The sequence below is a fragment of the Rhizobium sp. 25PS6 genome (assembly GCF_032464655.1).
In the GTDB taxonomy this organism is placed as follows: domain Bacteria; phylum Pseudomonadota; class Alphaproteobacteria; order Rhizobiales; family Rhizobiaceae; genus Rhizobium; species Rhizobium laguerreae.
Genome location: NZ_JAWDIV010000006.1, coordinates 48,090 through 69,648 on the forward strand (window position 1 = coordinate 48,090; position 21,559 = coordinate 69,648).

General features: G+C 62.1%; 22 protein-coding genes, 1 tRNA gene and 1 riboswitch. Of the genes, 13 read left to right on the forward strand and 10 right to left on the reverse strand.

The features are described 5' to 3' along the window. Window positions 1-6: 6 nt before the first annotated feature. The 5 genes from pstC to phoB all read left to right on the forward strand — a co-directional run bounded on the left by pstC (window position 7) and on the right by phoB (window position 5,227). Window positions 7-1,488 (forward strand): phosphate ABC transporter permease subunit PstC, encoded by a 1,482-nt coding sequence (gene pstC, locus RWK44_RS10470; protein ID WP_316028765.1) that lies wholly within the window; start codon window positions 7-9, stop codon window positions 1,486-1,488. Further along, window positions 1,485-2,807, forward strand: coding sequence for a phosphate ABC transporter permease PstA (pstA, locus tag RWK44_RS10475; RefSeq protein WP_168283804.1), 1,323 nt, complete (start codon window positions 1,485-1,487; stop codon window positions 2,805-2,807). The genes pstC and pstA overlap by 4 nt, the downstream gene beginning before the upstream one ends. A gap of 15 nt (window positions 2,808-2,822) precedes the next feature. After that, entirely contained in the window at window positions 2,823-3,638 is an 816-nt protein-coding gene (gene pstB / locus RWK44_RS10480) for a phosphate ABC transporter ATP-binding protein PstB (RefSeq protein WP_017958848.1), read from the forward strand. 44 nt (window positions 3,639-3,682) lie between these two features. Continuing rightward, complete coding sequence (phoU, locus tag RWK44_RS10485) at window positions 3,683-4,396, forward strand: phosphate signaling complex protein PhoU (RefSeq protein WP_003556199.1); 714 nt, start codon at window positions 3,683-3,685, stop codon at window positions 4,394-4,396. A 147-nt stretch (window positions 4,397-4,543) separates the two neighbouring features. Further along, window positions 4,544-5,227 (forward strand): phosphate regulon transcriptional regulator PhoB, encoded by a 684-nt coding sequence (gene phoB / locus RWK44_RS10490; protein WP_010068798.1) that lies wholly within the window; start codon window positions 4,544-4,546, stop codon window positions 5,225-5,227. 272 nt (window positions 5,228-5,499) lie between these two features. Here phoB and RWK44_RS10495 read toward each other — a convergent pair whose 3' ends face one another. Next, window positions 5,500-6,033: a GcrA family cell cycle regulator gene (locus tag RWK44_RS10495; RefSeq protein WP_025393034.1), complete on the reverse strand. Its 534-nt coding sequence runs from the start codon at window positions 6,031-6,033 to the stop codon at window positions 5,500-5,502. A gap of 420 nt (window positions 6,034-6,453) precedes the next feature. Here RWK44_RS10495 and RWK44_RS10500 point away from each other — a divergent pair, with 420 nt between their 5' ends. The 4 genes from RWK44_RS10500 (at window position 6,454) to RWK44_RS10515 (ending at window position 10,417) form a co-directional block, all read left to right on the forward strand. Continuing rightward, window positions 6,454-7,653 (forward strand): aspartate aminotransferase family protein, encoded by a 1,200-nt coding sequence (locus RWK44_RS10500; RefSeq protein ID WP_316028766.1) that lies wholly within the window; start codon window positions 6,454-6,456, stop codon window positions 7,651-7,653. 47 nt (window positions 7,654-7,700) lie between these two features. After that, window positions 7,701-8,615, forward strand: a complete 915-nt coding sequence (argF, locus tag RWK44_RS10505) for an ornithine carbamoyltransferase (RefSeq protein WP_077977477.1) — start codon at window positions 7,701-7,703, stop codon at window positions 8,613-8,615. 89 nt (window positions 8,616-8,704) lie between these two features. Beyond that, complete coding sequence (locus RWK44_RS10510; protein WP_168283807.1) at window positions 8,705-9,697, forward strand: Hsp33 family molecular chaperone; 993 nt, start codon at window positions 8,705-8,707, stop codon at window positions 9,695-9,697. Between the two features lie 132 nt (window positions 9,698-9,829). Further along, window positions 9,830-10,417 carry a hypothetical protein gene (locus RWK44_RS10515; RefSeq protein ID WP_168283843.1) on the forward strand — a complete coding sequence of 196 codons (588 nt, stop codon included), beginning with the start codon at window positions 9,830-9,832 and terminating at the stop codon, window positions 10,415-10,417. Between the two features lie 80 nt (window positions 10,418-10,497). On the opposite strand, the gene apaG is transcribed toward RWK44_RS10515, so the two are convergent. Beyond that, window positions 10,498-10,890: a Co2+/Mg2+ efflux protein ApaG gene (gene apaG / locus RWK44_RS10520; protein WP_168273194.1), complete on the reverse strand. Its 393-nt coding sequence runs from the start codon at window positions 10,888-10,890 to the stop codon at window positions 10,498-10,500. 241 nt (window positions 10,891-11,131) lie between these two features. Further along, window positions 11,132-12,316, reverse strand: coding sequence for an O-succinylhomoserine sulfhydrylase (locus tag RWK44_RS10525; RefSeq protein WP_316028767.1), 1,185 nt, complete (start codon window positions 12,314-12,316; stop codon window positions 11,132-11,134). A gap of 42 nt (window positions 12,317-12,358) precedes the next feature. Continuing rightward, a riboswitch (SAM riboswitch) is annotated at window positions 12,359-12,437 on the reverse strand. Window positions 12,438-12,510: 73 nt separating this feature from the next. Between RWK44_RS10525 and RWK44_RS10530 the strand changes: the two genes are divergently transcribed. Continuing rightward, a complete protein-coding gene (locus tag RWK44_RS10530; RefSeq protein ID WP_165504401.1) occupies window positions 12,511-13,605 on the forward strand; it encodes a 2'-deoxycytidine 5'-triphosphate deaminase in 1,095 nt (364 codons plus the stop codon). Between the two features lie 59 nt (window positions 13,606-13,664). Continuing rightward, window positions 13,665-13,738: transfer RNA gene (locus RWK44_RS10535), tRNA-Gly, on the forward strand. 27 nt (window positions 13,739-13,765) lie between these two features. Here the strand turns inward: RWK44_RS10535 and RWK44_RS10540 are convergent. Beyond that, window positions 13,766-14,044 (reverse strand): hypothetical protein, encoded by a 279-nt coding sequence (locus tag RWK44_RS10540; RefSeq protein WP_316028768.1) that lies wholly within the window; start codon window positions 14,042-14,044, stop codon window positions 13,766-13,768. 429 nt (window positions 14,045-14,473) lie between these two features. On the opposite strand from RWK44_RS10540, the gene RWK44_RS10545 reads away from it, so the two are divergent. Next, window positions 14,474-14,854, forward strand: coding sequence for a VOC family protein (locus tag RWK44_RS10545; RefSeq protein ID WP_168283811.1), 381 nt, complete (start codon window positions 14,474-14,476; stop codon window positions 14,852-14,854). Window positions 14,855-15,018: 164 nt separating this feature from the next. Here RWK44_RS10545 and RWK44_RS10550 read toward each other — a convergent pair whose 3' ends face one another. After that, entirely contained in the window at window positions 15,019-17,013 is a 1,995-nt protein-coding gene (locus RWK44_RS10550; protein WP_316028769.1) for a methyl-accepting chemotaxis protein, read from the reverse strand. Window positions 17,014-17,372: 359 nt separating this feature from the next. Between RWK44_RS10550 and RWK44_RS10555 the strand changes: the two genes are divergently transcribed. Further along, window positions 17,373-18,248, forward strand: a complete 876-nt coding sequence (locus RWK44_RS10555) for a transporter substrate-binding domain-containing protein (protein ID WP_222009998.1) — start codon at window positions 17,373-17,375, stop codon at window positions 18,246-18,248. Between the two features lie 50 nt (window positions 18,249-18,298). Here the strand turns inward: RWK44_RS10555 and RWK44_RS10560 are convergent, their stop codons facing one another. From RWK44_RS10560 to RWK44_RS10580, 5 genes are all read right to left on the reverse strand, one after another. Beyond that, entirely contained in the window at window positions 18,299-18,712 is a 414-nt protein-coding gene (locus RWK44_RS10560) for a tellurite resistance TerB family protein (protein WP_168283814.1), read from the reverse strand. Window positions 18,713-18,814: 102 nt separating this feature from the next. Next, window positions 18,815-19,525: a thermonuclease family protein gene (locus tag RWK44_RS10565; protein ID WP_168283815.1), complete on the reverse strand. Its 711-nt coding sequence runs from the start codon at window positions 19,523-19,525 to the stop codon at window positions 18,815-18,817. An 11-nt stretch (window positions 19,526-19,536) separates the two neighbouring features. Beyond that, window positions 19,537-20,202, reverse strand: a complete 666-nt coding sequence (locus tag RWK44_RS10570; protein ID WP_221945034.1) for a S24 family peptidase — start codon at window positions 20,200-20,202, stop codon at window positions 19,537-19,539. Between the two features lie 125 nt (window positions 20,203-20,327). Continuing rightward, the gene (locus tag RWK44_RS10575) at window positions 20,328-20,975 is read right to left on the reverse strand and encodes a response regulator (RefSeq protein ID WP_168283816.1); all 648 of its coding nucleotides are present in this window, start codon (window positions 20,973-20,975) and stop codon (window positions 20,328-20,330) included. Between the two features lie 91 nt (window positions 20,976-21,066). Next, the gene (locus RWK44_RS10580; protein ID WP_168283817.1) at window positions 21,067-21,465 is read right to left on the reverse strand and encodes a hypothetical protein; all 399 of its coding nucleotides are present in this window, start codon (window positions 21,463-21,465) and stop codon (window positions 21,067-21,069) included. Window positions 21,466-21,559 lie beyond the last annotated feature (94 nt).

Here is a 21,559-nt window from a genome sequence, read left to right on the forward strand (position 1 = left end):
TAACGAATGAGCACATCCATCATACTTTTGTGCCTTGTGGTGATCGGAGTCGCCGCCTATCTGGTCGCGCGCAACCGTGCCACGGCGCTTGCCGGAGGCCGGTCTTCCGCATTGCATTCACGGCCGGCCTATTACGGCGCCTATGCGGCGATCTGGGCAGTTCTTCCCGCCCTCATCGTCCTTGGCCTCTGGCTCTCCATCAGCCCCGGCATCATCCAGTCTTCGGTTCGCAGCACTTTCCCTGACGACATCAAGGCTCAAGTCTCGGTCGAGCAGGATCTTGGCTATTCGACGGTGGCGACGGTCGCCCGCGGCCTGACGATGCTGACCTCGGATGAAACTGCGGCGGTCGGCAACGATCCGGCTGCGCTGCAGGCCAAGCTCCTCGAAAAGGGCGTGCCGCTCGCCGGCCAGCCGCTGCCTTACATGGTCGACGCCGCCAGGACGCTCAACGCCATGAGCATGACGAGCCGCATCGCCATGACGGCGGTCGTCTTCATCCTGGCCGTTGCCGGCGCCTTCTATGCGCTGCGCTCCATCGCTCCGCGCTTCCGCGCCCGCAACCGGGTCGAGCGCGTCATGCTCTGGGGCCTGCTGCTCGCCTCCTCGATCGCCATTCTGACGACGATCGGCATCGTGCTCTCCATGCTGTCGGAAGCCGCCCGCTTCTTTGCGGCCGTTCCCGCCATGGACTTCTTCTTCGGCACCGTCTGGGATCCGCGCTTTGCCGGCGCCGGCAGCTCGTCCTTCGGTCAGTTCGGCCTGATCCCGCTGCTGCTGGGCACGATGTATATCGGCCTGGTCGCCATGCTGGTCGCCGTGCCGGTCGGCCTGTTTGCCGCCATCTACATGGCCGAATACGCCTCGCCGAAGGTGCGCGGGGTCGCCAAGCCGCTCTTGGAAGTGCTCGCCGGCATTCCGACGATCGTCTACGGCTTCTTCGCGCTCGTCACCGTCGGTCCGTTCCTGCGCGACTTTTCCGCCCAGGTCAGCGGCCTTCTGTCCGGCAACTACAGCAATTTCATTCAGGCGCAGAGCGTTCTGACGGCCGGTATCGTCATGGGCATCATGCTGATCCCCTACGTGTCCTCGCTGTCGGACGATATCATCACCGCCGTGCCGCGGTCACTGCGTGACGGTTCGCTCGGTCTTGGTGCCACACGCTCCGAAACCATCAAGAAGGTGGTCTTGCCCGCAGCCCTTCCCGGCATCGTCGGCGCATTGCTAATGACTGCCTCGCGCGCCGTTGGCGAAACCATGATCGTCGTGCTGGCCGCCGGTGTGGCCGCCCGCATCCAGATCAATCCCTTCGAGCCGATGACGACGGTGACGGTCAAGATCGTCAATCAGCTGACTGGCGACCTAGAGTTCACCTCGCCGCAGACGCTGGTTGCCTTTGCCCTTGGCATCACCCTGTTCTGCATCACGCTTTGCCTCAATATCTATGCGCTCTACATCGTGCGCAAATACCGGGAGCAGTACGAATGACGGATATTGTTTCTCCCACATCAGGCGCCACCGTTTCCAAGGCGCCAGCGCGCCGCGATATCGGCATCAAGCGCCGCTATGCCGCCGAGCGCCGGTTCCAGGCCTATGGCATCGCCGCCATCACCTTCGGTCTCGTCTTCCTCTTCATCCTGCTGTGGACGGTGATCGGCAAAGGCTACACCGCCTTCCAGCAGACGGCGATCACCCTGCCGATCGAATTCGTCGAGAAGACGATCGACCCCGACAATAAGCGTGCGACCGATCCCTCGGCGCTGATCGCCGCCAACTATCCGGTTCTCCTGCGTGACGCGATCGTCAAGCAGCTGAACATCAATGCCTCGAGCCGTCCCGACGTGCGCGATGCATCCGCCATGCTGTCGAAGAGCGCGCCGATCCAGCTGCGCGATATGGTGATGGCCGATCCGTCGATCATCGGCAAGACGGTCAATGTCACGGTTCTCGCCGACGCCAATGTCGACAGCGCCAACAAGGGCCAGATCGACCTCTCGGTCGATGAGAAGAACCGCAAGGTCAACGACAAGCAGATCGGCTGGATAAACGAGCTGAAGGCGAGCGGCGCTCTCCACAAGCAGTTCAACACCGGCCTTTTCGTCAACGGCAATTCCAGCCGTCCGGAGGCCGCAGGCCTCGGCGTCGCCCTGATCGGCTCGCTCTACCTGATGCTGATTGTGCTCGTGCTCGCTCTGCCGATCGGCGTCGCCGCCTCGATCTATCTCGAGGAGTTCGCGCCGAAGAACAAGCTGACGGACCTGATCGAGGTCAATATCAACAACCTCGCCGCGGTCCCTTCGATTGTCTACGGTCTGCTCGGTCTTTCCGTCTTCATCAACTTCATCGGCCTGCCGCGCTCGGCCTCGTTGGTCGGCGGCCTGGTGCTGACGCTGATGACCCTGCCGACGATCATCATCGCGACGCGTGCGGCACTGCGCGCCGTGCCGCCGTCGATCCGCGCCGCAGCACTCGGTCTTGGCGCCTCGAAGATGCAGATGGTGTTCCACCATGTGCTGCCGCTCGCCATGCCGGGCATCCTGACCGGCACGATCATCGGCCTGGCGCACGCGCTCGGCGAAACCGCGCCGCTGCTCCTGATCGGCATGGTCGCCTTCGTCGCCAACGCGCCGACGACACCGCTCGATCCCTCGACGGCTCTGCCCGTACAGGTCTATATGTGGGCCAACGAGGCAGAACGTGCCTTCGTTGAGCGTACTTCGGGTGCCATCATCGTCCTGCTCCTGTTCCTGATCGTCATGAACATGGGCGCCATCCTCTTGCGTCGTCGCTTCGAGCGCCGCTGGTAAACGGAGTTAAACATCATGAATATGCTGACGGAAGCTGCAGTTGAAAAGGCGCTGGATCAGAAGATGAGCAACGTCCCTTATAAGATGATCGGAAAGGATGTCTCGGTTTACTACGGCGAGAAGCGCGCGCTTTTCGATGTGAACCTGAACGTCCGCGAAAACACCGTAACCGCCCTGATCGGCCCGTCCGGCTGCGGCAAGTCGACCTTCCTGCGGTGCCTCAACCGCATGAACGACACGATCGACGGCTGCCGCGTCACCGGCAAGATCACGCTTGATACCGACGATGTCTATGATCCCGATATCGACGTCGTCGAACTTCGCGCCCGCGTCGGCATGGTCTTCCAGAAGCCGAACCCGTTCCCGAAGACGATCTATGAAAACGTCTCCTACGGCCCGCGCATCCATGGCCTTGCCAAGTCGAAGGCCGATCTCGACCAGATCGTCGAGACCAGCCTGCAGCGCGCCGGCCTCTGGAACGAGGTCAAGGATCGCGTGCATGAATCCGGCACCGGCCTGTCGGGCGGTCAGCAGCAGCGCCTCTGCATTGCGCGTGCCGTCGCCGTCAGCCCTGAAGTCATCCTGATGGACGAGCCCTGCTCGGCGCTCGACCCGATCGCCACCGCCAAGGTCGAGGAACTGATCCACGAGCTGCGCGAGAACTACACGATCGTCATCGTCACCCACTCTATGCAGCAGGCCGCGCGTGTCTCGCAGCGCACCGCCATGTTCCACCTCGGCAATCTCGTCGAGGAGAACGACACCGACAAGATGTTCACCAATCCCGACGATCCGCGCACCCAGGACTACATCATGGGTCGCTTCGGTTGATTTTGGCGACACCAAGCCTTCCCGTTATTCGAGGATAAAGCCCCATGGCATCGACACATATTTTTTCTGCCTACGATGATGATCTGAAGTTCCTGTCCAGGCGGATTTCCGAAATGGGCGGCCTGGCCGAGCAGATGGTCAGCGAAGCCGTCCGCGCCCTCGTCAACGGCGATACCGCGCTGGCGCAGAAGGTCATCTCCGACGATGTGATCTTGGATCACGCCGAACGCGAAATCGGCGACAAGGCGATCGTGACCATCGCCCGCCGTCAGCCGATGGCCTCGGACCTGCGTGAAATCATGGGTTCGATCCGCATCGCCGCCGATCTCGAACGCGTCGGCGACCTCGGCAAAAACACCGCCAAGCGCGTCATCGCCGTCCAAAGCACCGGCGTTCCCCGTAAGCTCGCCCGCGGCCTCGAGCATCTGTCCGAGCTGGCGCTCGTCCAGCTCAAGGAAGTGCTCGATGTCTACACCAATCGTTCAGCCGACAAGGCGAATGCGATCCGTGAACGCGACAACGAGATCGACGCGATGTACACCTCGCTGTTCCGCGAACTCCTGACCTATATGATGGAGGATCCACGTAACATCACTAGCTGCACGCATCTTCTCTTCTGCGCCAAGAACATCGAGCGCATCGGCGACCATGCCACCAACATCGCCGAGACGATCTTTTACATGACGACCGGCGCACAGCCGGAAGGCGATCGTCCGAAGGACGACAGCGCCAACACCGTCGGCGCGGTGACGGAATAACTGCCCGGGCCAGTCGCCGGACCAGTCAATTGCGTGCGCGCCCGTCCGGGGCGCGCAAAGAGGTCGCAGCCAATTTCTGAATTTGCGCAGGATGAATTGCTTAAATCACCCCTGATTTAAGGATGATGCGCGAGGAGACCGACACGCATGATCCCGAGAGTTGCAGTTGTTGAAGACGAGGAAGCCCTCAGCGTGCTTCTTCGCTACAATCTCGAAGCGGAAGGCTTCGAGGTCGATACCATCCTTCGTGGCGACGAAGCCGAGATGAGGCTTCAGGAGCGCACGCCCGATCTTCTCATCCTCGATTGGATGCTGCCTGGTGTTTCCGGCATCGAGCTCTGCCGGCGCCTGCGCATGCGGCCGGAAACCGAGCGACTGCCGATCATCATGCTGACGGCGCGCGGTGAGGAGAGCGAGCGTGTCCGCGGATTATCGACGGGTGCCGACGATTATGTCGTCAAGCCCTTCTCGACCCCGGAACTTGTTGCCCGCGTCAAGGCGATGCTGCGCCGCGCCCGTCCCGAGGTGCTGTCGACCGTGCTGAAATGCGGCGATATCGAGCTTGACCGCGAAACCCATCGCGTCCATCGCAAGAGCCGCGAAGTCCGCCTCGGCCCCACCGAATTCCGCCTGCTGGAATTCCTGATGTCGTCGCCGGGCCGGGTCTTCTCCCGCTCGCAGCTTCTCGATGGCGTCTGGGGCCACGATATCTATGTCGACGAGCGCACCGTCGACGTCCATGTCGGCCGCCTGCGCAAGGCGCTGAATTTTTCCAACATGCAGGACGTCATCCGCACAGTCCGCGGCGCCGGTTACTCGATGGAAGCCTGAGGGCTTCCGTTCTGAGCCTGCTGACAAAGCCCTGGCAAAACCTGCGACGTCATCCTCGGCCTTGTGCCGAGGATCTGCGTACGCCAAATTAAGCATCTGAAAATAAAGGATTTTTGGTAAAAGTAGTAGGGGTGGTCAGATGCTCGGCACAAGGCCGAGCATGACGGAGGACACCTTACCAGCAATCCGGATGCCCGAGCGCTCCCATCCACTCGCATAAAAAAACGGGCCTCTCGGCCCGTTTTCCACATTCTGGCGATGGTTGCCCGCGTTCAGCTGGCCCGCGCCGCTGCCCGGCGGCGTTCGTTGACCGGCTGGTAGGCGAGCTTCTGGTGATAGCCGCAATAAGGCGAATTGTCGGGGGATTCGCAGCCGCAGAAATGGAAGTCGTCCTTCAGCGGATCGCCGACCGGCCACTTGCAGGTGCGTTCGGTCAGTTCCGTCAGGCCGAGGCGGCGCGAAATCGGCACCACCACATTGCCTCTCGGCACGTATTCCATTTCCTCGATCGTTTCGATCTCGATCTCTTCCTTCAGCATCGTCGCGCCCTGCTGGCGGGTGACGGTGCGGGTCGTGATCCGGGAGGCGTAGTTCGGCGCGCGCGGCGCCGATGTGTTGCGCTTCGGCGTTCGCGCCGCAGTGTTGGTGCCGCCGGCCTTGGCACGGCCGGGAAGGCACAGTCGGTGCACCTTGCCGATGACCGCGTTTCTGCTGACCCCGCCAAGCTGCGCAGCAATCTGGCTGGCGCTCAGTCCTTCGGCCCAAAGCTTCTTGAGTTTCTCGACCCGCTCGTCTGTCCAGTTCATGCCCTGTCTCCACCTTTTGCGTTGGTGATGGCAGAATCCCTCACCGTTGTCCCGGGAGCTCCGAAACAAGAAACGCTTGATCAATTTTGGTGACTAGTTCCGCCGCATGCAGTCTAGTAATTGATCTTTAACCTAGTGTGAGGCTGACTCCGTGACAAGAGTCGCATGAATCCGGATGAATCGAATTCGTAGTTTTCCCCAACTTGCTGCCCCTGCGTGTCATTTCTGCAATAATGCCTGTTGATGACTGAAAATGCCGCTGTACACCCTTGCTGCATGCGCTAAGGGCGCCGTTTTGTTGACATTGCAGCGCGAAAAGGAAATAGTGCCACTCGCCGCCGCAAGGCGGCATTTTTGATTTTTCGGGCTTGGTTTCCTTAGCCGGAGTCATTGCCCGGCAACTTTGATGGAGATCGCGCCATGGCTGAAGCCGCGCCGCTTTATGACACCTATTCTCGTGCCCCGCTGCGGTTCGAGCGAGGCGAGGGCGTATGGCTGATCACCGAAAGTGGCGAGCGATATCTCGATTTCGGCGCCGGCGTCGCCGTCACGTCCGTCGGCCACAGCAATCCGCATGTGGTCGGTGCACTCAAGGAGCAGGCCGACAAGGTCTGGCACCTGTCGAACATCTATGAGATCCCCGGACAGGAGCGTCTGGCAAAACGCCTGACGGACGCCACCTTCGCCGATAAGGTGTTCTTCACCAATTCGGGTGCGGAGGCACTCGAATGCGCGATCAAGACGGCGCGCCGCTATCAGTTTTCCAAGGGCCATCCCGAGCGCTTCCATATCATCACCTTCGAAGGCGCCTTCCACGGACGGACGCTGGCGACGATCGCCGCCGGCGGCCAGGAGAAATATCTCGAAGGCTTCGGCCCCAAGGCGCCAGGTTTCGATCAGGTGGCTTTCGGCGACATCGAAGCGGTCCGCGCCGCGATCACCGAGGCGACGGCTGGCATCCTCATCGAGCCCGTGCAGGGCGAGGGCGGCGTCCGTCCCGCCACGCCTGAGTTCATGAAGGCGCTTCGCCAGCTCTGCGACGACAACGGCCTGCTGCTGATTCTCGACGAGGTCCAGACCGGCGTCGGCCGCACCGGCAAGCTCTTCGCCCATGAATGGTCGGGCATCACACCCGACATCATGGCGGTCGCCAAGGGCATCGGCGGCGGTTTCCCGCTCGGCGCCTGCCTTGCCACATCAGAGGCCGCCTCCGGCATGAAGGCCGGTACGCATGGCTCGACCTATGGCGGCAATCCGCTTGCCATGGCCGTCGGCAGCGCCGTGCTCGACATCATCCTTGCCGATGGCTTCCTCCAGCAGGTGCGCGACGTAGCACTCGTCTTCCGCCAGGGTCTCGCCTCGCTGAAGGATCGTTATCCCGATGTGATCGAAGACGTGCGCGGCGAGGGGCTTTTGCTCGGCATCAAGGCTGCCGTTCCCTCAGCCGAACTGCTGCAGGCGATCCGCGCCGCCCATCTGCTCGGCGTGCCCGCCGGCGACAACGTCATCCGCCTTCTTCCGCCGCTCGTGGTCACCGCCGAGGAAGCCCGCGAGGGCCTTGCCCGCGTCGAGCGCGCCGCCGAGAGCATCCGCGCTTCCAAGGTCAAGAAGACGGCTTGAAGAAATTGCCGCTTCGGGCGCAGCACAGGTACAGGTAAGTAGACGATATGAGCCCTAAACACTTCCTCGATCTTTCGGCGGTCACATCCGCCGATCTCAGAACGATCATGAACGATGCGCTCACCCGCAAGCAGGCCTTCAAGGCAGGCACGGGCGACAAGCCGCTCGCGGGCAAGATGCTGGCGATGATCTTCGAGAAGCCGTCGACGCGCACCCGCGTCTCCTTCGACGTCGGCATGCGCCAGCTCGGCGGCGAAACGCTCTTCCTGTCCGGCACCGAGATGCAGCTCGGCCGCGCCGAGACGATCGGCGACACCGCCAAGGTGCTGTCGCGCTATGTCGATGCGATCATGATCCGCACCACCGAGCATTCCAGGCTGCTGGAGCTTGCCCAGCATGCGACCGTGCCTGTGATCAATGCGCTGACGGATGACACCCATCCCTGCCAGATCATGGCCGATATCATGACCTTCGAAGAGCATCGCGGCCCGATCAAGGGCAAGACCATCGCCTGGACCGGCGACGGCAACAATGTGCTGCATTCGCTGGTCGAGGGTGCCGCGCGTTTCGGCTATCGCATGAACATGGCCGTGCCCCTTGGCTCGGAGCCAAAGGATCACTATCTGAACTGGGCCCGCAATGAGGGCGCCGAAATCATGCTTTGCCATGATGCCGACCGTGCGGTCGCCGGCGTCGATTGCGTGGTGACCGATACCTGGGTCTCCATGAATCAGGAACATCGGGCCCGGGGTCACAATGTCTTCCAGCCTTATCAGGTCAACGCGGCCTTGATGGCGAAAGCCGGCAATGATGCATTGTTCATGCATTGCCTGCCCGCCCATCGCGGTGAGGAAGTGACTGATGATGTGATCGACGGTCCGCAATCCGTAGTCTTCGATGAGGCGGAAAACCGTCTTCATGCGCAGAAGTCGATTCTTGCTTGGTGCCTGGGCGCGATCTGAACCATAATCGGACGTCGCGAGTCACAAACTCGCGACCGCGCGAGCGAAGGGCACGCTGGCCCATCGCTCGGAAACTAGGAGTGAAAGCCATGGCAGAAGCTGCAGCCGCCCTCGGCCAGTTCGATTTCGCCGGCGATGACCATGTCGTCCCTTTCCAGGTGGAGGGGCTGGATGTGCGCGGCCGCGCCGTCCAGCTCGGCCCTATGCTCGATGCGATCCTCGAGCGCCATCATTATCCCGCACCCGTTGCCCGGCTGCTTGCCGAAGTCGTCGTGCTGACGGTGCTGCTCGGCACCTCGCTGAAGTTCGACGGCAAGTTCACGGTGCAGACCAAGGGCGACGGCCCGGTCGATCTTCTCGTCGCCGATTTCTCGACGCCGGAAAACGTCCGCGCCTATGCCCGTTTCGATCAGGCGCTGCTCAACAAGGCGATCGAGTCAGGCGAAACCGAGCCGGAGCAACTGCTCGGCAAAGGCATTCTCGCCTTCACCATCGACCAGGGCAAGTTCAGCCAGCCCTACCAAGGCATTGTCGCGCTCGACGGCACTACGCTGGAAGAAATTGCCGGCGTCTATTTCCGCCAGTCGGAACAGATCCCGACGCGCGTCCGTCTTGCCGCGGCCGAGCTCTTCGATCGCGACGATGCCGGCAAGCCGCGCCATCGTTGGCGGGCTGGCGGCCTCGTCGCCCAGTTCCTGCCGGAAGCGCCGGAGCGCATGCGCCAGCCGGATCTGCACGGCGGCGACGGCGACACCGGCAGCCGCCCGCATGGCGAGGACGATGCCTGGCTCGAAGCCCGTTCGCTGGTCGAGACCATCGACGCCGATGAACTCACCGATCCGCTGGTCGGCACCGAGCGGCTGCTGTTCCGCCTGTTCCACGAGCGCGGCGTGCGCGTCTACGAACCGCGCGCGGTGTTCGACCGCTGCAGCTGCTCGCGGGACAAGATCAAGGGCGTGCTGAAGGGCTTTTCGGCCGAGGAGATCGAGGCCAGCCAGGAAAATGGCGAAATCGCAGTCACCTGCGAATTCTGCTCCACCACCTATCGCTTCGAGCCGACCGAGCTTCAGCCGGCCGAATAGGCTTGGTTAAGGACACGCACCGCGAACAATAAAAGATTAGCGATGATGCAGCACGGTGACTCGACTTTGCGTAGTCACTGTGCACCTATTCTGTTTCATTGGTTGTGGCCTAAGAAAGCGGATGGGGCATTGATGCGGCTTTTGTTTTTTGTACTCGCGCTCATAGCTGCGATGCCACGAATGAGTTTGGCTGATGACGGGACAGTCCCCTGGAAAGAGGTCGGGGGCTGGAGCGTGGCTGTCGACCCGACTTTAGACAATGGCTGTTTTGTTCTGACTTCCTTTGATGACGACACCATTTTTCGTCTTGGCTTCAATTTCCGCAAAAAGGACAACCCTCTTTACATTCTGCTCGGAAATCCAAATTGGAAATCCTTGGAGAAAGGTAAGCATTATCCCATCGAACTCTCGTTCGACCAGTCTAAACGGACGGCTGATGCGAGAGGTCTGGATCTCCCTGGCTTCAAATCATTATGGATTGATTTCAAGGATCCCGACTTGATTGAGGAATTCGCTGGTAAACTGAGTTTCCGCGCCAGCTTTAGAGGAAAGCAGATTGTTGCCCTCGGTTTGAAAGATTCCGCCAGGGCAGCGGATGAGTTGCTCGCCTGCCAAAAGGCGGTAAACGATGCGGTCGCAAAACATCCGGCCCCGCCACAATCAAAAGATCCGTTTGAAGCAAAGTCAGGCACCCAGGCGTCGGATCCTTTTGAGCTTTAGTAGATTGATGACTGGGCAACCCGAAGATCCACGGCCGCGCGTAGTCTTGCGGCAAGCATATCAACGTCGGCGCTACGCGCTCAATTGAGCACGCGCAGCAGCCCAGGCGAATCCAGCGAGAAAGCGGGGATGTCGACATCGAACATCTCGCCTTCGTCCGTTTCCATCTGGTAATGGCCGAACATCAACCCTGAGGGCGTGTCGAGCGGGCAGCCGGAGGAATATTCGTAGGTGTCGCCGGGGCTAAGGCGCGGTTGCTCGCCGACGACGCCGGGACCGGTCACCTCGTCCACCTGACCGTTCTGGTCGGTGATGTTCCAGTAACGATTGACCAGCCGAACGGCTATGCTCGAATTGTTGCTGATGACAATCCGGTAACCCCAGACATAGCGATCGTCTTCCGGATCGGATTGCTCCTCCAGATAGAACGGCTCGACGACTACTTCGATCTCTCTTGTGAGGGCGCGATACATGCCTTGCACCTTAGTCAAGATATGTTACCCGTATCTTATAAGAGGCCCTGTCCGTCAAGAAACGGAACAATTATCATCGCTGAAATGGCTGTGATCCGAAGGGTTTTCGATCGTTAAGCCTAATTGTCAGTGTTAATTCCGTTTCGGAACGCCGCGGAGGACGAACTTGTTCCCCGTCTCACCTTGGTGAGATCCGGCACGGCCGAACTCCAGGTCCGGCCGCCTTATCTCTGGATCTGGATCAGGCCGAGACCTTGGCAAGCGCCTTCGCGAAATCCTCGATCAGGTCGTCGGTATCCTCGATGCCGGCCGAAAGGCGGACCGTGCCCGGAGAAATGCCGAGTTCGACGCGGGCCTCTTCCGTCAGGTTCTTGTGCGTCGTCGTTGCCGGATGGGTGATCAGGCTCTTGCTGTCGCCGAGATTATTGGAGATCTTGATGATCTCGAGCGCGTTCTGCAGCGCGAAGGCCGCATCCTTGCCGCCCTTCATCTCGAAGGCGACCAGCGTCGAGCCGCCGGTCATCTGCTTGGCGATGATATCGGCCTGCGGGTGGTCCTTGCGGCCGGGATAGATCACCTTGGCGACCTTGCCCTGCTCGGCCAGGAAGTCGGCGATCTTTGCGGCATTTTCGGTCTGCTGGCGCACGCGCAGCGGCAGCGTCTCAATGCCCTTCAGCAAAGTCCAGGCGTTGAACGGCGACATCGCCGGGCCGGTATGGCGGAAATAGTCGTGCAGGTTCTCGTCGATCCATTCCTTGTCGGAAAGCACGACGCCGCCGAGGCAGCGGCCCTGGCCGTCAATATGCTTGGTGGCGGAATAGACGACGATATGGGCGCCGAGTTCCAAAGGTTTCTGGAAGAGCGGGGTGGCGAAGACGTTGTCGACGACGACCTTGGCGCCGATCTGGTTGGCGAGCTTGGCGACGCCTGCAATATCGATCACTTCGAGCGTCGGATTGGTCGGGCTTTCCAGGAAGAACACCTTGGTCTTCGGCGTGATCGCCTTTTCCCAGCTCGCCAGATCCCGGCCGTCGATCAGCGTGCAGTCGATGCCGTATTTCGGCGCCAGCGTCTCGACGACCCAGCGGCAGGAACCGAACAGAGCACGCGCAGCGACGATATGGTCGCCGGCCTTGAGCTGGCAGAGGATCGCCGCGGTGACGGCGGCCATGCCGGAAGCGGTGGCGCGGGCGTCTTCGGCGCCTTCGAGCATGCACATGCGCTTTTCGAACATGTCGTTGGTGGGGCTGCCGTAGCGGGCGTAGATGAAGCCCTCCGTCTCGCCCTTGAAGCGGGCTTCGGCCGCCTCCGACGTCTCGTAGACGAAGCCTTGGGTGAGATAGATTGCCTCGGACGTCTCGCCATATTGCGAACGCAGCGTGCCACCGTGGACGAGTTGGGTTGCCGGGCGCCAGGTCTTGCTCATGCCATCACCTTCACATAACAAAAAAACCGGTCGCAAAAGCAGACCGGTTTCAACCCGGTCTTTTTAGCCACTTGTTTAACGTGGCTGCAAGCCGACCGGCCAAATCACCACGGGATAATTCTGCAATACTGCTGTTAGCTGCTTGCGTCAATTCCCCGAGTTTGGTTTTGTCGGCGGCAAATGATGGATGAGGCATGATGGCTCGCGAAACGGGAATTCTGGCGGATCGCGCGATCTCCGCGCTGTTCGAAACGGGGCGTCTGATCTCCGAACGGGAGCTGGACCGCGACCAGATCCAGCCGGCAAGCCTTGACCTGCGCTTGGGCGGCAAGGCGTTTCGCGTGCGTGCCAGCTTCATGCCAGGCCCCTCGCATCTGGTGTCAGACAAGCTCGACCGGCTGAGCCTGCACGTGATCGACCTCTCCGAGGGGGCGGTGCTCGAAACCGGCTGCGTCTACATCGTGCCGCTGATGGAGAGCCTGGCGCTGCCGGCCGACATGTCGGCCTCGGCCAACCCGAAAAGCTCGACCGGGCGCCTGGATATCTTCACCCGCGTCATCACCGATTACGCCCAGGAATTCGACAAGATCCCATCAGGCTATTCCGGCCCGCTCTATCTCGAAATCAGCCCGCGCACCTTCCCGATCGTCGTGCGCCGCGGCTCGCGCCTGTCGCAGATCCGTTTCCGCGTTGGCCAGGCCCTGCTCGGCGAGCCGGAACTGTTGAAGCTGCATGAAAGCGAAACGCTGGTCGCCAGCAAGCTGCCGAATGTTTCGGGCGGCGGCATCGCGCTGTCGATCGACCTTGCCGGAGACAAGGACGGCCTGATCGGCTATCGCGGCAAACATCACACCGCCGTCGTCGATGTCGACAAGAAGGCCGAGCACGACCTCTTCGATTTCTGGGAACCGCTCCACAGCCGCGGCCGCAACGAGCTGATCCTCGATCCCGACGAGTTCTATATCCTCGTCTCGCGTGAGGCCGTGCACGTGCCGCCGGATTATGCCGCCGAGATGACCCCCTTCGATCCGCTGGTCGGCGAATTCCGCGTCCATTATGCCGGCTTCTTCGATCCGGGCTTCGGCCATGCGCCTGCCGGCGGACGCGGCAGCCGCGCCGTGCTCGAAGTGCGCAGCCACGAAGTGCCCTTCATCCTCGAAGACGGCCAGATCGTCGGCCGCCTCGTCTACGAACACATGCAGGAAAGGCCCGCAAGCCTCTACGGCTCCGGCCTCGGCTCGAACTACCAGGCCCAGGGCCTGAAACTCTCGAAGCACTTCCGCATCTGAGGCTTCCCGGCGGCCGCGACTTGACAGCGGCCCCCATCTGTTGGAAATCTCGCTTCATCGCGGGTGTAGCTCAATGGTAGAGCAGCAGCTTCCCAAGCTGAATACGAGGGTTCGATTCCCTTCACCCGCTCCAGCTCCCGCAAGCCATGCCGAGCAACCCTTAATCCCCAAAAAACCGGATCGGCTTATATTGCCGATGCGCGATGATCAGGCTTCGGTCGGGCTGGATGATGTAGGTTTCCTCCACTTGCCGGCCGTATTGGTCGATGAAATCATGCGGGAAGGCGGAGCCGGGCGGTGATTTGGTGAGCTTGGTGCGCGGCTGGCCACTATAGGTGATGCTGCCGGGGATGGGTTCGAGGCCCGGTCCGCTATAGCTGACGGTGCTGCATCCCGTCAGAACGAGCGTGCCGACGAGGCCGATGATTGCAGGTTTCATATCCATCCCTCCCAATGCCGCGAATAATATCACTCTATGCCTTGCCGGATAGGGCGCACGACACGAATGCCCATGCCGCGCGTCAATTCTTCGGGAAAGCGTCGCCGGGGGGACGACGTGATCGAGCGGCCGGCGGGGCGACATCCACCTATGGATATTAGGGTGAGAATCCCATTCCTCCAGTCGTGCACCGACGCATCCATTGCCGAAACCGGTGCCGTCTGCTAGATCGGCATCGTCGAAAAAGGCAGGATCGGTTGAGGTAAGCCCGATCCCTTCCGTTCGAGCGTCAAGCGCGCTCTCACGGAAGCTCTGCTCCGTGTCCTGGCACGAGAACCCGCGACGTGATCCGCATGAAGATGCGGGATCCCGGCGGCGTGCGGAGACGGCAAAAAGGCAGTCCCGGGATTTTTTCGAACGGAGACTGTCATGCGCCTGAACCATCTCGATTTCCACGTACCCGATATCGCTGCCACGGCGGATTTCTTCATCCGCCATTTCTGCCTGACGCTGAAGGATATGCGCGGCCAGAACGGCCTGGCGATCCTGGAAGACGATGCCGGCCTCGAAATCGTCCTCAGCCACGCAATCGCAAAATTCGGCACCGCCGATCAGGTGGAGATGGGGCGCCAGACCTATCACATCGGCTTCATCCTGCCTGCCAGGGCGGATGTCGATGCGGTCCATGCCGGGCTTGCTGCTGCCGGTGCTGATTTGTCCGGTCCGCCGGCCGCCATGCGCGGCGGCTGGCTGTTTTATTGTACGGCGCCCGGAAATATCCTCGTCGAGATCGGTTGGCGGCCGAGCTAGCGACACCCCAAAAGGAAAGTGCCGCCCTCTCGGTTCCCTCTTCTCCCCGAGGGGAGAAGGGGATATGCCGCGACCTCTCCATTTTTCGCCGACCCCTCGCAGGCCAGGGCGAGGGCAGGAAATCCGCGCGAACCGGACAGCCGTGCCTCGTGCCGAGGATCGGCTCAGAATTCCGTCCAGTCGGGATCCTGGCTTGACGGCTTGCTGCTGCCGGCGCCGAAGGCGTTGGCGATCTTCTGGCCGAGCGCGCGGGCCGGCGAGGCGGCTGGGCGGGCGGTGCCTTCGCGGGCGACGCGGATCGGGGCTGCCCTGGCTGCCGGGCGGACGGCAGCGCGTGGTGCTGCTGTGGCGATTGGCGCGCTGGCAGTGAAGCCGCCGGTGCCGGTCAGCCTGAATTTGCCGAGCAGGTTGTTGAGCGCTGCAGCTTCCGTCGCCAGGTTGTGGCTGGCGGCGGTGGATTCTTCGACCATCGCCGCATTCTGCTGCGTGCCCTGGTCCATGGTGTTGACGGCGGTGTTGATCTCCTGCAGGCCGATCGACTGTTCGCGCGAGGCTTCGGCGATTGCGTGGACGTGCTGGTTGATCTCCTGCACCTCCTGGACGATCGCGTCGAGCGCCTTGCCGGTTTCGCCGACCAGCGAGACGCCGGTCTGCACATGCGAGCCGGAGGTGCTGATCAGCGCCTTGATCTCCTTGGCGGCCTTGGCCGAGCGCTGGGCGAGTTCGCGCACTTCCTGGGCGACGACCGCAAAGCCCTTGCCGGCATCGCCGGCGCGGGCGGCTTCGACGCCTGCATTCAAGGCCAAAAGATTGGTCTGGAAGGCGATGTCGTCGATGACGCCGATGATGTTGGAGATCTCGCCCGACGACTTCTCGATCTGCTGCATGGCGGAGACGGCCTTGCGGACGACTTCGCCGGATTTTTCGGCACCGAGGCGGGTGCGGGCGACGAGCTGGCTTGCCTCCTCGGCCCGCTTGGCGGCGTCGCGCACCGTCGTGGTGATCTCCTCGAGCGCCGCTGCCGTTTGTTCGACGGAGGCCGATTGTTGTTCCGTCCGTTGGGAAAGCTGGTCCGCAGAGGAACGAATCTCGTTGGCGCCGGCACCGATCGCCCGGGCATTGGCGCCGACCGTATGCATGGTTTCGTTGAGTTTTTCGACCGAGTTGTTGAAATCCTCGCGCAGCGCATCGAGATGGGCGACGAAGGGCTCGGCGATATGCGAGGCGAGATCGCCGGCGGCAAGGCGGCGCAGGCCGTCGCCGAGTGCGGTGACGGCGCGGTCGAGTTCCGATGCTTCGCGGGCCTTCTGCGCCTCGCGGTCGCGGCGTTCGCTGTCGCTGACGTCGCGGTCCGCTTCGGCGCGCGCTTCGATCCGGGCACGCTCGATCGCATTGTCGCGGAAGACCGAAACGGCCTTTGCCATCTGGCCGACTTCGTCGCCGCGGTCGAGGCCGCTGACATCGCTTGTCGTATCGCCCTCGGCAAGCCGCGTCATGCGCTGGCGCAGCTGCATCATCGGACCGGCGATGCCTATCTGGGCCACGACCACGCTGAAGCCGACGGCAGCGAGAACGGCGATGCCGATCAGGACGAGGCAGAAGATGATCCGTTCGTTGACGGAGGCCGAGAGCGCGTCGCCGCCATCGTTGAGCATCGCCATCATCGCATCATTGTTGGCAATCATCTTCGGCGTCAGCGCATCAAGCTTTGCATTGATCAGGGCAACATTCGCCTGGGCGCCGGCGCCGTCTTTGGCTTTGCTCTGTTCGATGATCTTGTTCGCCAGCGTTTCGATCTCATCGATGCCCGCCTGGATTTCATCGATCGCCGGCTTGCGGCTGGGCATCAGCGCCAGCACCTGCTTCATGCGGTCACGCGCCTGCGGCAGCTTGCTCGGTGTGGCGAGCGCCGTCTGGAATTCGGGCGTATCGGGCTTCATGTCGGCAAGCAGGCTTACCTGCAGCACCGAGGCCACCGCCGATGCGCTGGCGCGCGCGCTCAGCATCGAGGCCTGCGCTTCATGATCGATGAAGGCGCTGTAGGCGGCATCCGCTCGGCGGAACTCGGAAATGACATAGATCAGCCCCGCCATCGTGATCAGCCCCAGGAGCGCCACCACCGATATGATTTTTGTGCGGATTTTTAGATATTTCAGCATGGAAATGTCATCCGGTTGACGGGGCGTGCTCGCGCGCCCGGTGCTTTTGGAAATCAATTGTTGCAGAAAAAGCGCTGCTTCAATATCGCGGTTTGGGGATTACGTTTGGGCTGACGCTTGCATCATGCGATCGGCTGGCGGGGTCCGATGTCGTCGCAACAAATAAGAGGCGATATTCTTTAATTCCGCGCTAACAGAGGGTGGCGGATGACAGTGATTTTTAGGGGCTGACTTGTCCTCTTATGAGTTCGCGCGCGTCGTCGGCTCCCTCACTCCCACACATATTCCCTGCCACGCATGACTCTGATACATCTTGCCGACGCCGCACGCTTCGCGCTTAACCTGAGACCAAGATCAAGATGATGCAATTCAAGCTCGCATCCGTGACTCTGAAGGGCTTTTTCGCGTTCGGGCTGTTGCTGGGCGCGCTTTTTTCAAGTTGCGCCGCGTCCGCCCAGCAGGCGGCACCTTCGCTGCCGCTGCTCTTCGACGCGCGCGAGCGCCTTGCGAGGCCCGATCTCTCCTCGCTGGTGCGCCTGCGCTTCCTGACGTCGGTCGATTTCCCGCCCTTCAATTTCACCGATCAGAACAGCAAGCTTTCCGGTTTCAATGTCGACCTCGCCCGCGAGATCTGCAGCGAGTTGGAGATTTCAGACAAGTGCCAGATCCAGGCGCTCCCCTTTGCCGACCTCAGGGATGCGCTCGCCGCCTCACAGGGCGATGCCGTCATCGCCGGTCTTGCCGTGACCCCGGAGCTGCGCCGGCAATTCGTCTTCTCCAGACCCTATCTGATGCTGCCGGCGCGCTTCGTGCGCAATCTCGCCGTGCCGCTCGACGGAAAGACCGCTGCCGCGCTTTCCAGCCACCCGGTCGGTGTCGTCAGGGGAACGGTGCATGAGTCGATGCTGGCAGCCTTTTTCCCCACGCTCAAGGCCGAGCCGTTCGACACGAAGGACGCCCTGCTGGCGGCGCTCAAGGACCGCAAGGTCGATGCCGTCTTTGCCGATGCGCTGCAGCTTTCCTTCTGGGTCTCTTCGCCGGCATCCGCCAAATGCTGCGCGCTGTTCGACGGCCCCTATCTCTCCGAGCATTTCCTCGGCGAGGGCATGACGATCATGCTGCGGCAGAAGGACAGCGTGCTGACATCAGCCATCGACCACGCGCTCGCCACGCTGTCGCGCAACGGCCGTCTCCAGGAAATTTATCTGCGTTATTTCCCCTACGGGCTCTATTGAAGCCGCTATCGCAAAACTGCCTCACAGTTTTGCGCGACATGCTTTGCCTTTCAGGCCTTGCGGAACCGGGCAATTGCGCTGCGCTCGATCGCCGCGCAGGTGAGCTTGTCGAGGCCGAGCCGGTCACGCAGCAAGCTGAGCAGCCGCAACTCCTCCGCCTTGACCGAGAGATCGGCGGATGCCACCTCGACGGCCAGCGCATAGGCCGTGTCGTAGAGCTTTGCGGGCAGGGTATCGCGCACGGTTTCGAGAACGACGTCGAGGCCTTCCGGCCCGGCCAGCAGCGCCGCGCAGTCGCGCGCCACCGCAATCAACTTGTCGTCGTCGAAATCCCGGAAAACCGGCAGGAATCCGATCAGTTGGCCGATCCTTGTCATCTCCCTGTCGTTCATCGTGCTGTCGACGGCGGATGCCATCACCATCACGTAGATCAGCGCGTCATGGGCGGAAAGCGGCTTGTTCATCTCTGATTCCTTTTTCGGTCAGCCCAGATTAGGAATTGGCGACAGCCATTACAAGGGATCGGCCCGATCCGGGGGTGTCCGACCCCTGTCGTGGCTGCCGGTTTAATTGCGGCGCGGATCATCGCCGTAGAGGCCTTTTCCCGCCTGCCTGGCCGTCTCGGCGATCTCCGCAAGCGGCGAACCCACTGCTGCTTCCGCCCAGCCGTTTTCGGCGAGCCATGAGCCGAGATCCTCTGTGCCGAGCCGGCAGGCAGCCGTTACTGTTTCCTTCCATTCCGCTGCCTCGAGATCGCAGCTGACGCTTCGGTTGCGCAACAATAGGCGCAGCGCCGTCTTCGCCATCATGCCGCAGGGCCACTGCCGGCCCGCCGGCCCGCATATCCTGTCGACCGGCGTCGGCACGATGCCGGCAAGTTGAAGCCGGCGCTCGCCGAAGGAAAGAATGCCGGCATTGTCGACCATCGGCCGCGCCAGCTCCATCGCCTTTGCCGTAGCCGGGCTTGACGTTTCCTCGGCCGCCGTCTCCGCTCGTTGCGGCGCATCGGCCGGTTTGGGTGTCCCGTCGTCACCTGTCCTCGGGGAGGGCGGAGTCGCCGGTTCCACTGAGCGAGCAATCATTTCGGCACGCTCGTCCGACATCGCCGCGGGTTCGCCGGGTTCGGGAGCAGCATCTGCCGCTGCCGTTGCCGCCTCTTCTGCGGACGCCGTCTCTTCGCCGGCCGTGCCGCCGCCAAGCCTTGCTTCGCCTGCCAGCAGCAGGCCGGCTACCACCGCCATCCCCGTGATACCTGTGATGAAGGCGGCAGGGCGCATGGAATATCTTCCTATTGGCTGGCCCAGATGATCCGGGCGATCCAGGCGACGTCGGAAAGCTCGAGGGTGCGGTTGGGATGTTCGGGATTGAGAGACAGCAGCTCGATCGACCGCGGGCTCTGGCGCAGCAGCACCTTGGCCATCACCTCGCCCTCGTTTGTGCGCACGACGACGCGGTCGTTGCGGCGCACCTGTGCCCCCGGCTCGACGATCAGCACGTCGCCGTCGCGGTAGAGCGGCATCATGCTTTCGCCCTGCACCTCCAGCGCATAGACGCCTGCCTTCCGTGCCGGGGCGGCCGGAAATTCCACCACGTCCCAGCCCTGGCCGGCCGGAAAGCCGCCATCGTCGAAGAAGCCGCCGGCGCCCGCCTGCGCGAAGCCGAGTAGCGGAATAGAGCCGCCTTGCTGGGGAAATGCGCCTTCCCGCTGTCCGGAAGAGCCGGCGTCCGGCCGCATGAAGGCCATAAACTGTTCCATGCTCGCCCCCGTGGCGTCGAGCACCTTGGCGATCGATTCCGTCGAGGGCCAGCGCAGCCGACCGTCGGCAGAAAGCCGTTTCGATTTGTTGAAGGAGGTCGGGTCGAGGCCGGCGCGGCGCGCAAGTCCCGATGGCGTCAGGTCGTGCCGTTCGGCAAGCCTGTCGAGCGCTTCCCAGATCTGGTCGTGTGACAGCATGCGCGCGATTCCGTCGCGGCTCATTTCAACGCCGCGCTTCAACCCGGCGCAATATTAATCGACCGTGCCGTCTGAGTAAAGATGAAAGAGGAATAAAATCCTGTTTCCAAAGGGAAATGTATCGCTCAGGCAACCATCGCCATATTGATCTTGCCGAGCTGGATGACGGCCTGCGTCCGGCTGTCGACGTCAAGTTTCAACAGGATCGCCGAGACATGGGCCTTGATCGTCGCCTCGGAGACGCCGAGTTCGTAGGCGATCTGCTTGTTCAGCAGCCCTTCGCCGAGCATGGTCAGCACCCGGCTCTGCTGCGGCGTCAGCGTATGCAGGCGGCGGATCAGGTCGGCGACATCGGGATCCTGCTCCTGCCCTTCGCGATAGCTTTCCGGCGTGGCGATATCGCCGGCAAGCACCGTCTGGATGCTGCGGCGAATATCCTCGATGCCGGAGGATTTGGAAATGAAGCCGGAGGCACCGAGTTCCAGCGCCCGGCGGATGGTCGTCGCATCGTCGGTTGCCGAGACGATGACGATCGGCAGGCTGGCGAATTCGGAGCGCAGCGCCATCAGGCCGGAAAAGCCGCTGACCCCGGGCATGGCGAGATCGAGCAGCATCAGGTCGGCATCCGCATGGGCGCCGGCGGCCCGGCGCGCGGCGGCGAAATCGCCGGCCTCGACGATCGACTGCCGGCCTTCCATGCCGATCACCGCCTGGCGCAGCGCGTCACGGAAAAGCGGATGATCGTCCGCAATGATGATGGTCTGTTCCTGCATCGAAAACTCCCTCCCAAGAGCCCGATCATGCCGGCATGTGCCTCCGCCCCTCCGCGTTGCACGCCAGCTTGCTCATAGTGACTATATCAGATCAGGTCTTCCGCGGAAGGGGATTGGTGTTTTCCTCGGCCTGGAACTCCTTCACCATCCCCATGAAACTCTTCATCATCCGCTCCATGATGCTGATGGAACGGTCGACCTCGGCATCGCTCGGCAGCGCGCGCTGGATGACGCCACCTTGTTCGAGCGCCGTCACCCGCTTCGCCAGCCGGTCGAGTTCGTCCTCATAGGCTGCCCGCTCGTCGGCCGCCATGCGGCAGACGAGGGCGCCGTCCTTGTCCTGGCAGATCGACATTGCCCCGGTCTGCCGGTCGAGCCGGACGAAATGGTCGCCGCTCTTCTCAAGCTGGAACCGGCCCGCATCGGGTTCGACCGCCGCGGCCGCCAGCGGCGTCAGAAATATGCCAAGCGTGATAACGAATGCCTTCATCGTCTCATCCTCCGGAATTTGCTTTTAGCGGTTCCGTTTTCGGCACCGGGGCGTGGACATCGCCGCCTCTTTCCGGCAAAGCCCTCGTGACCGA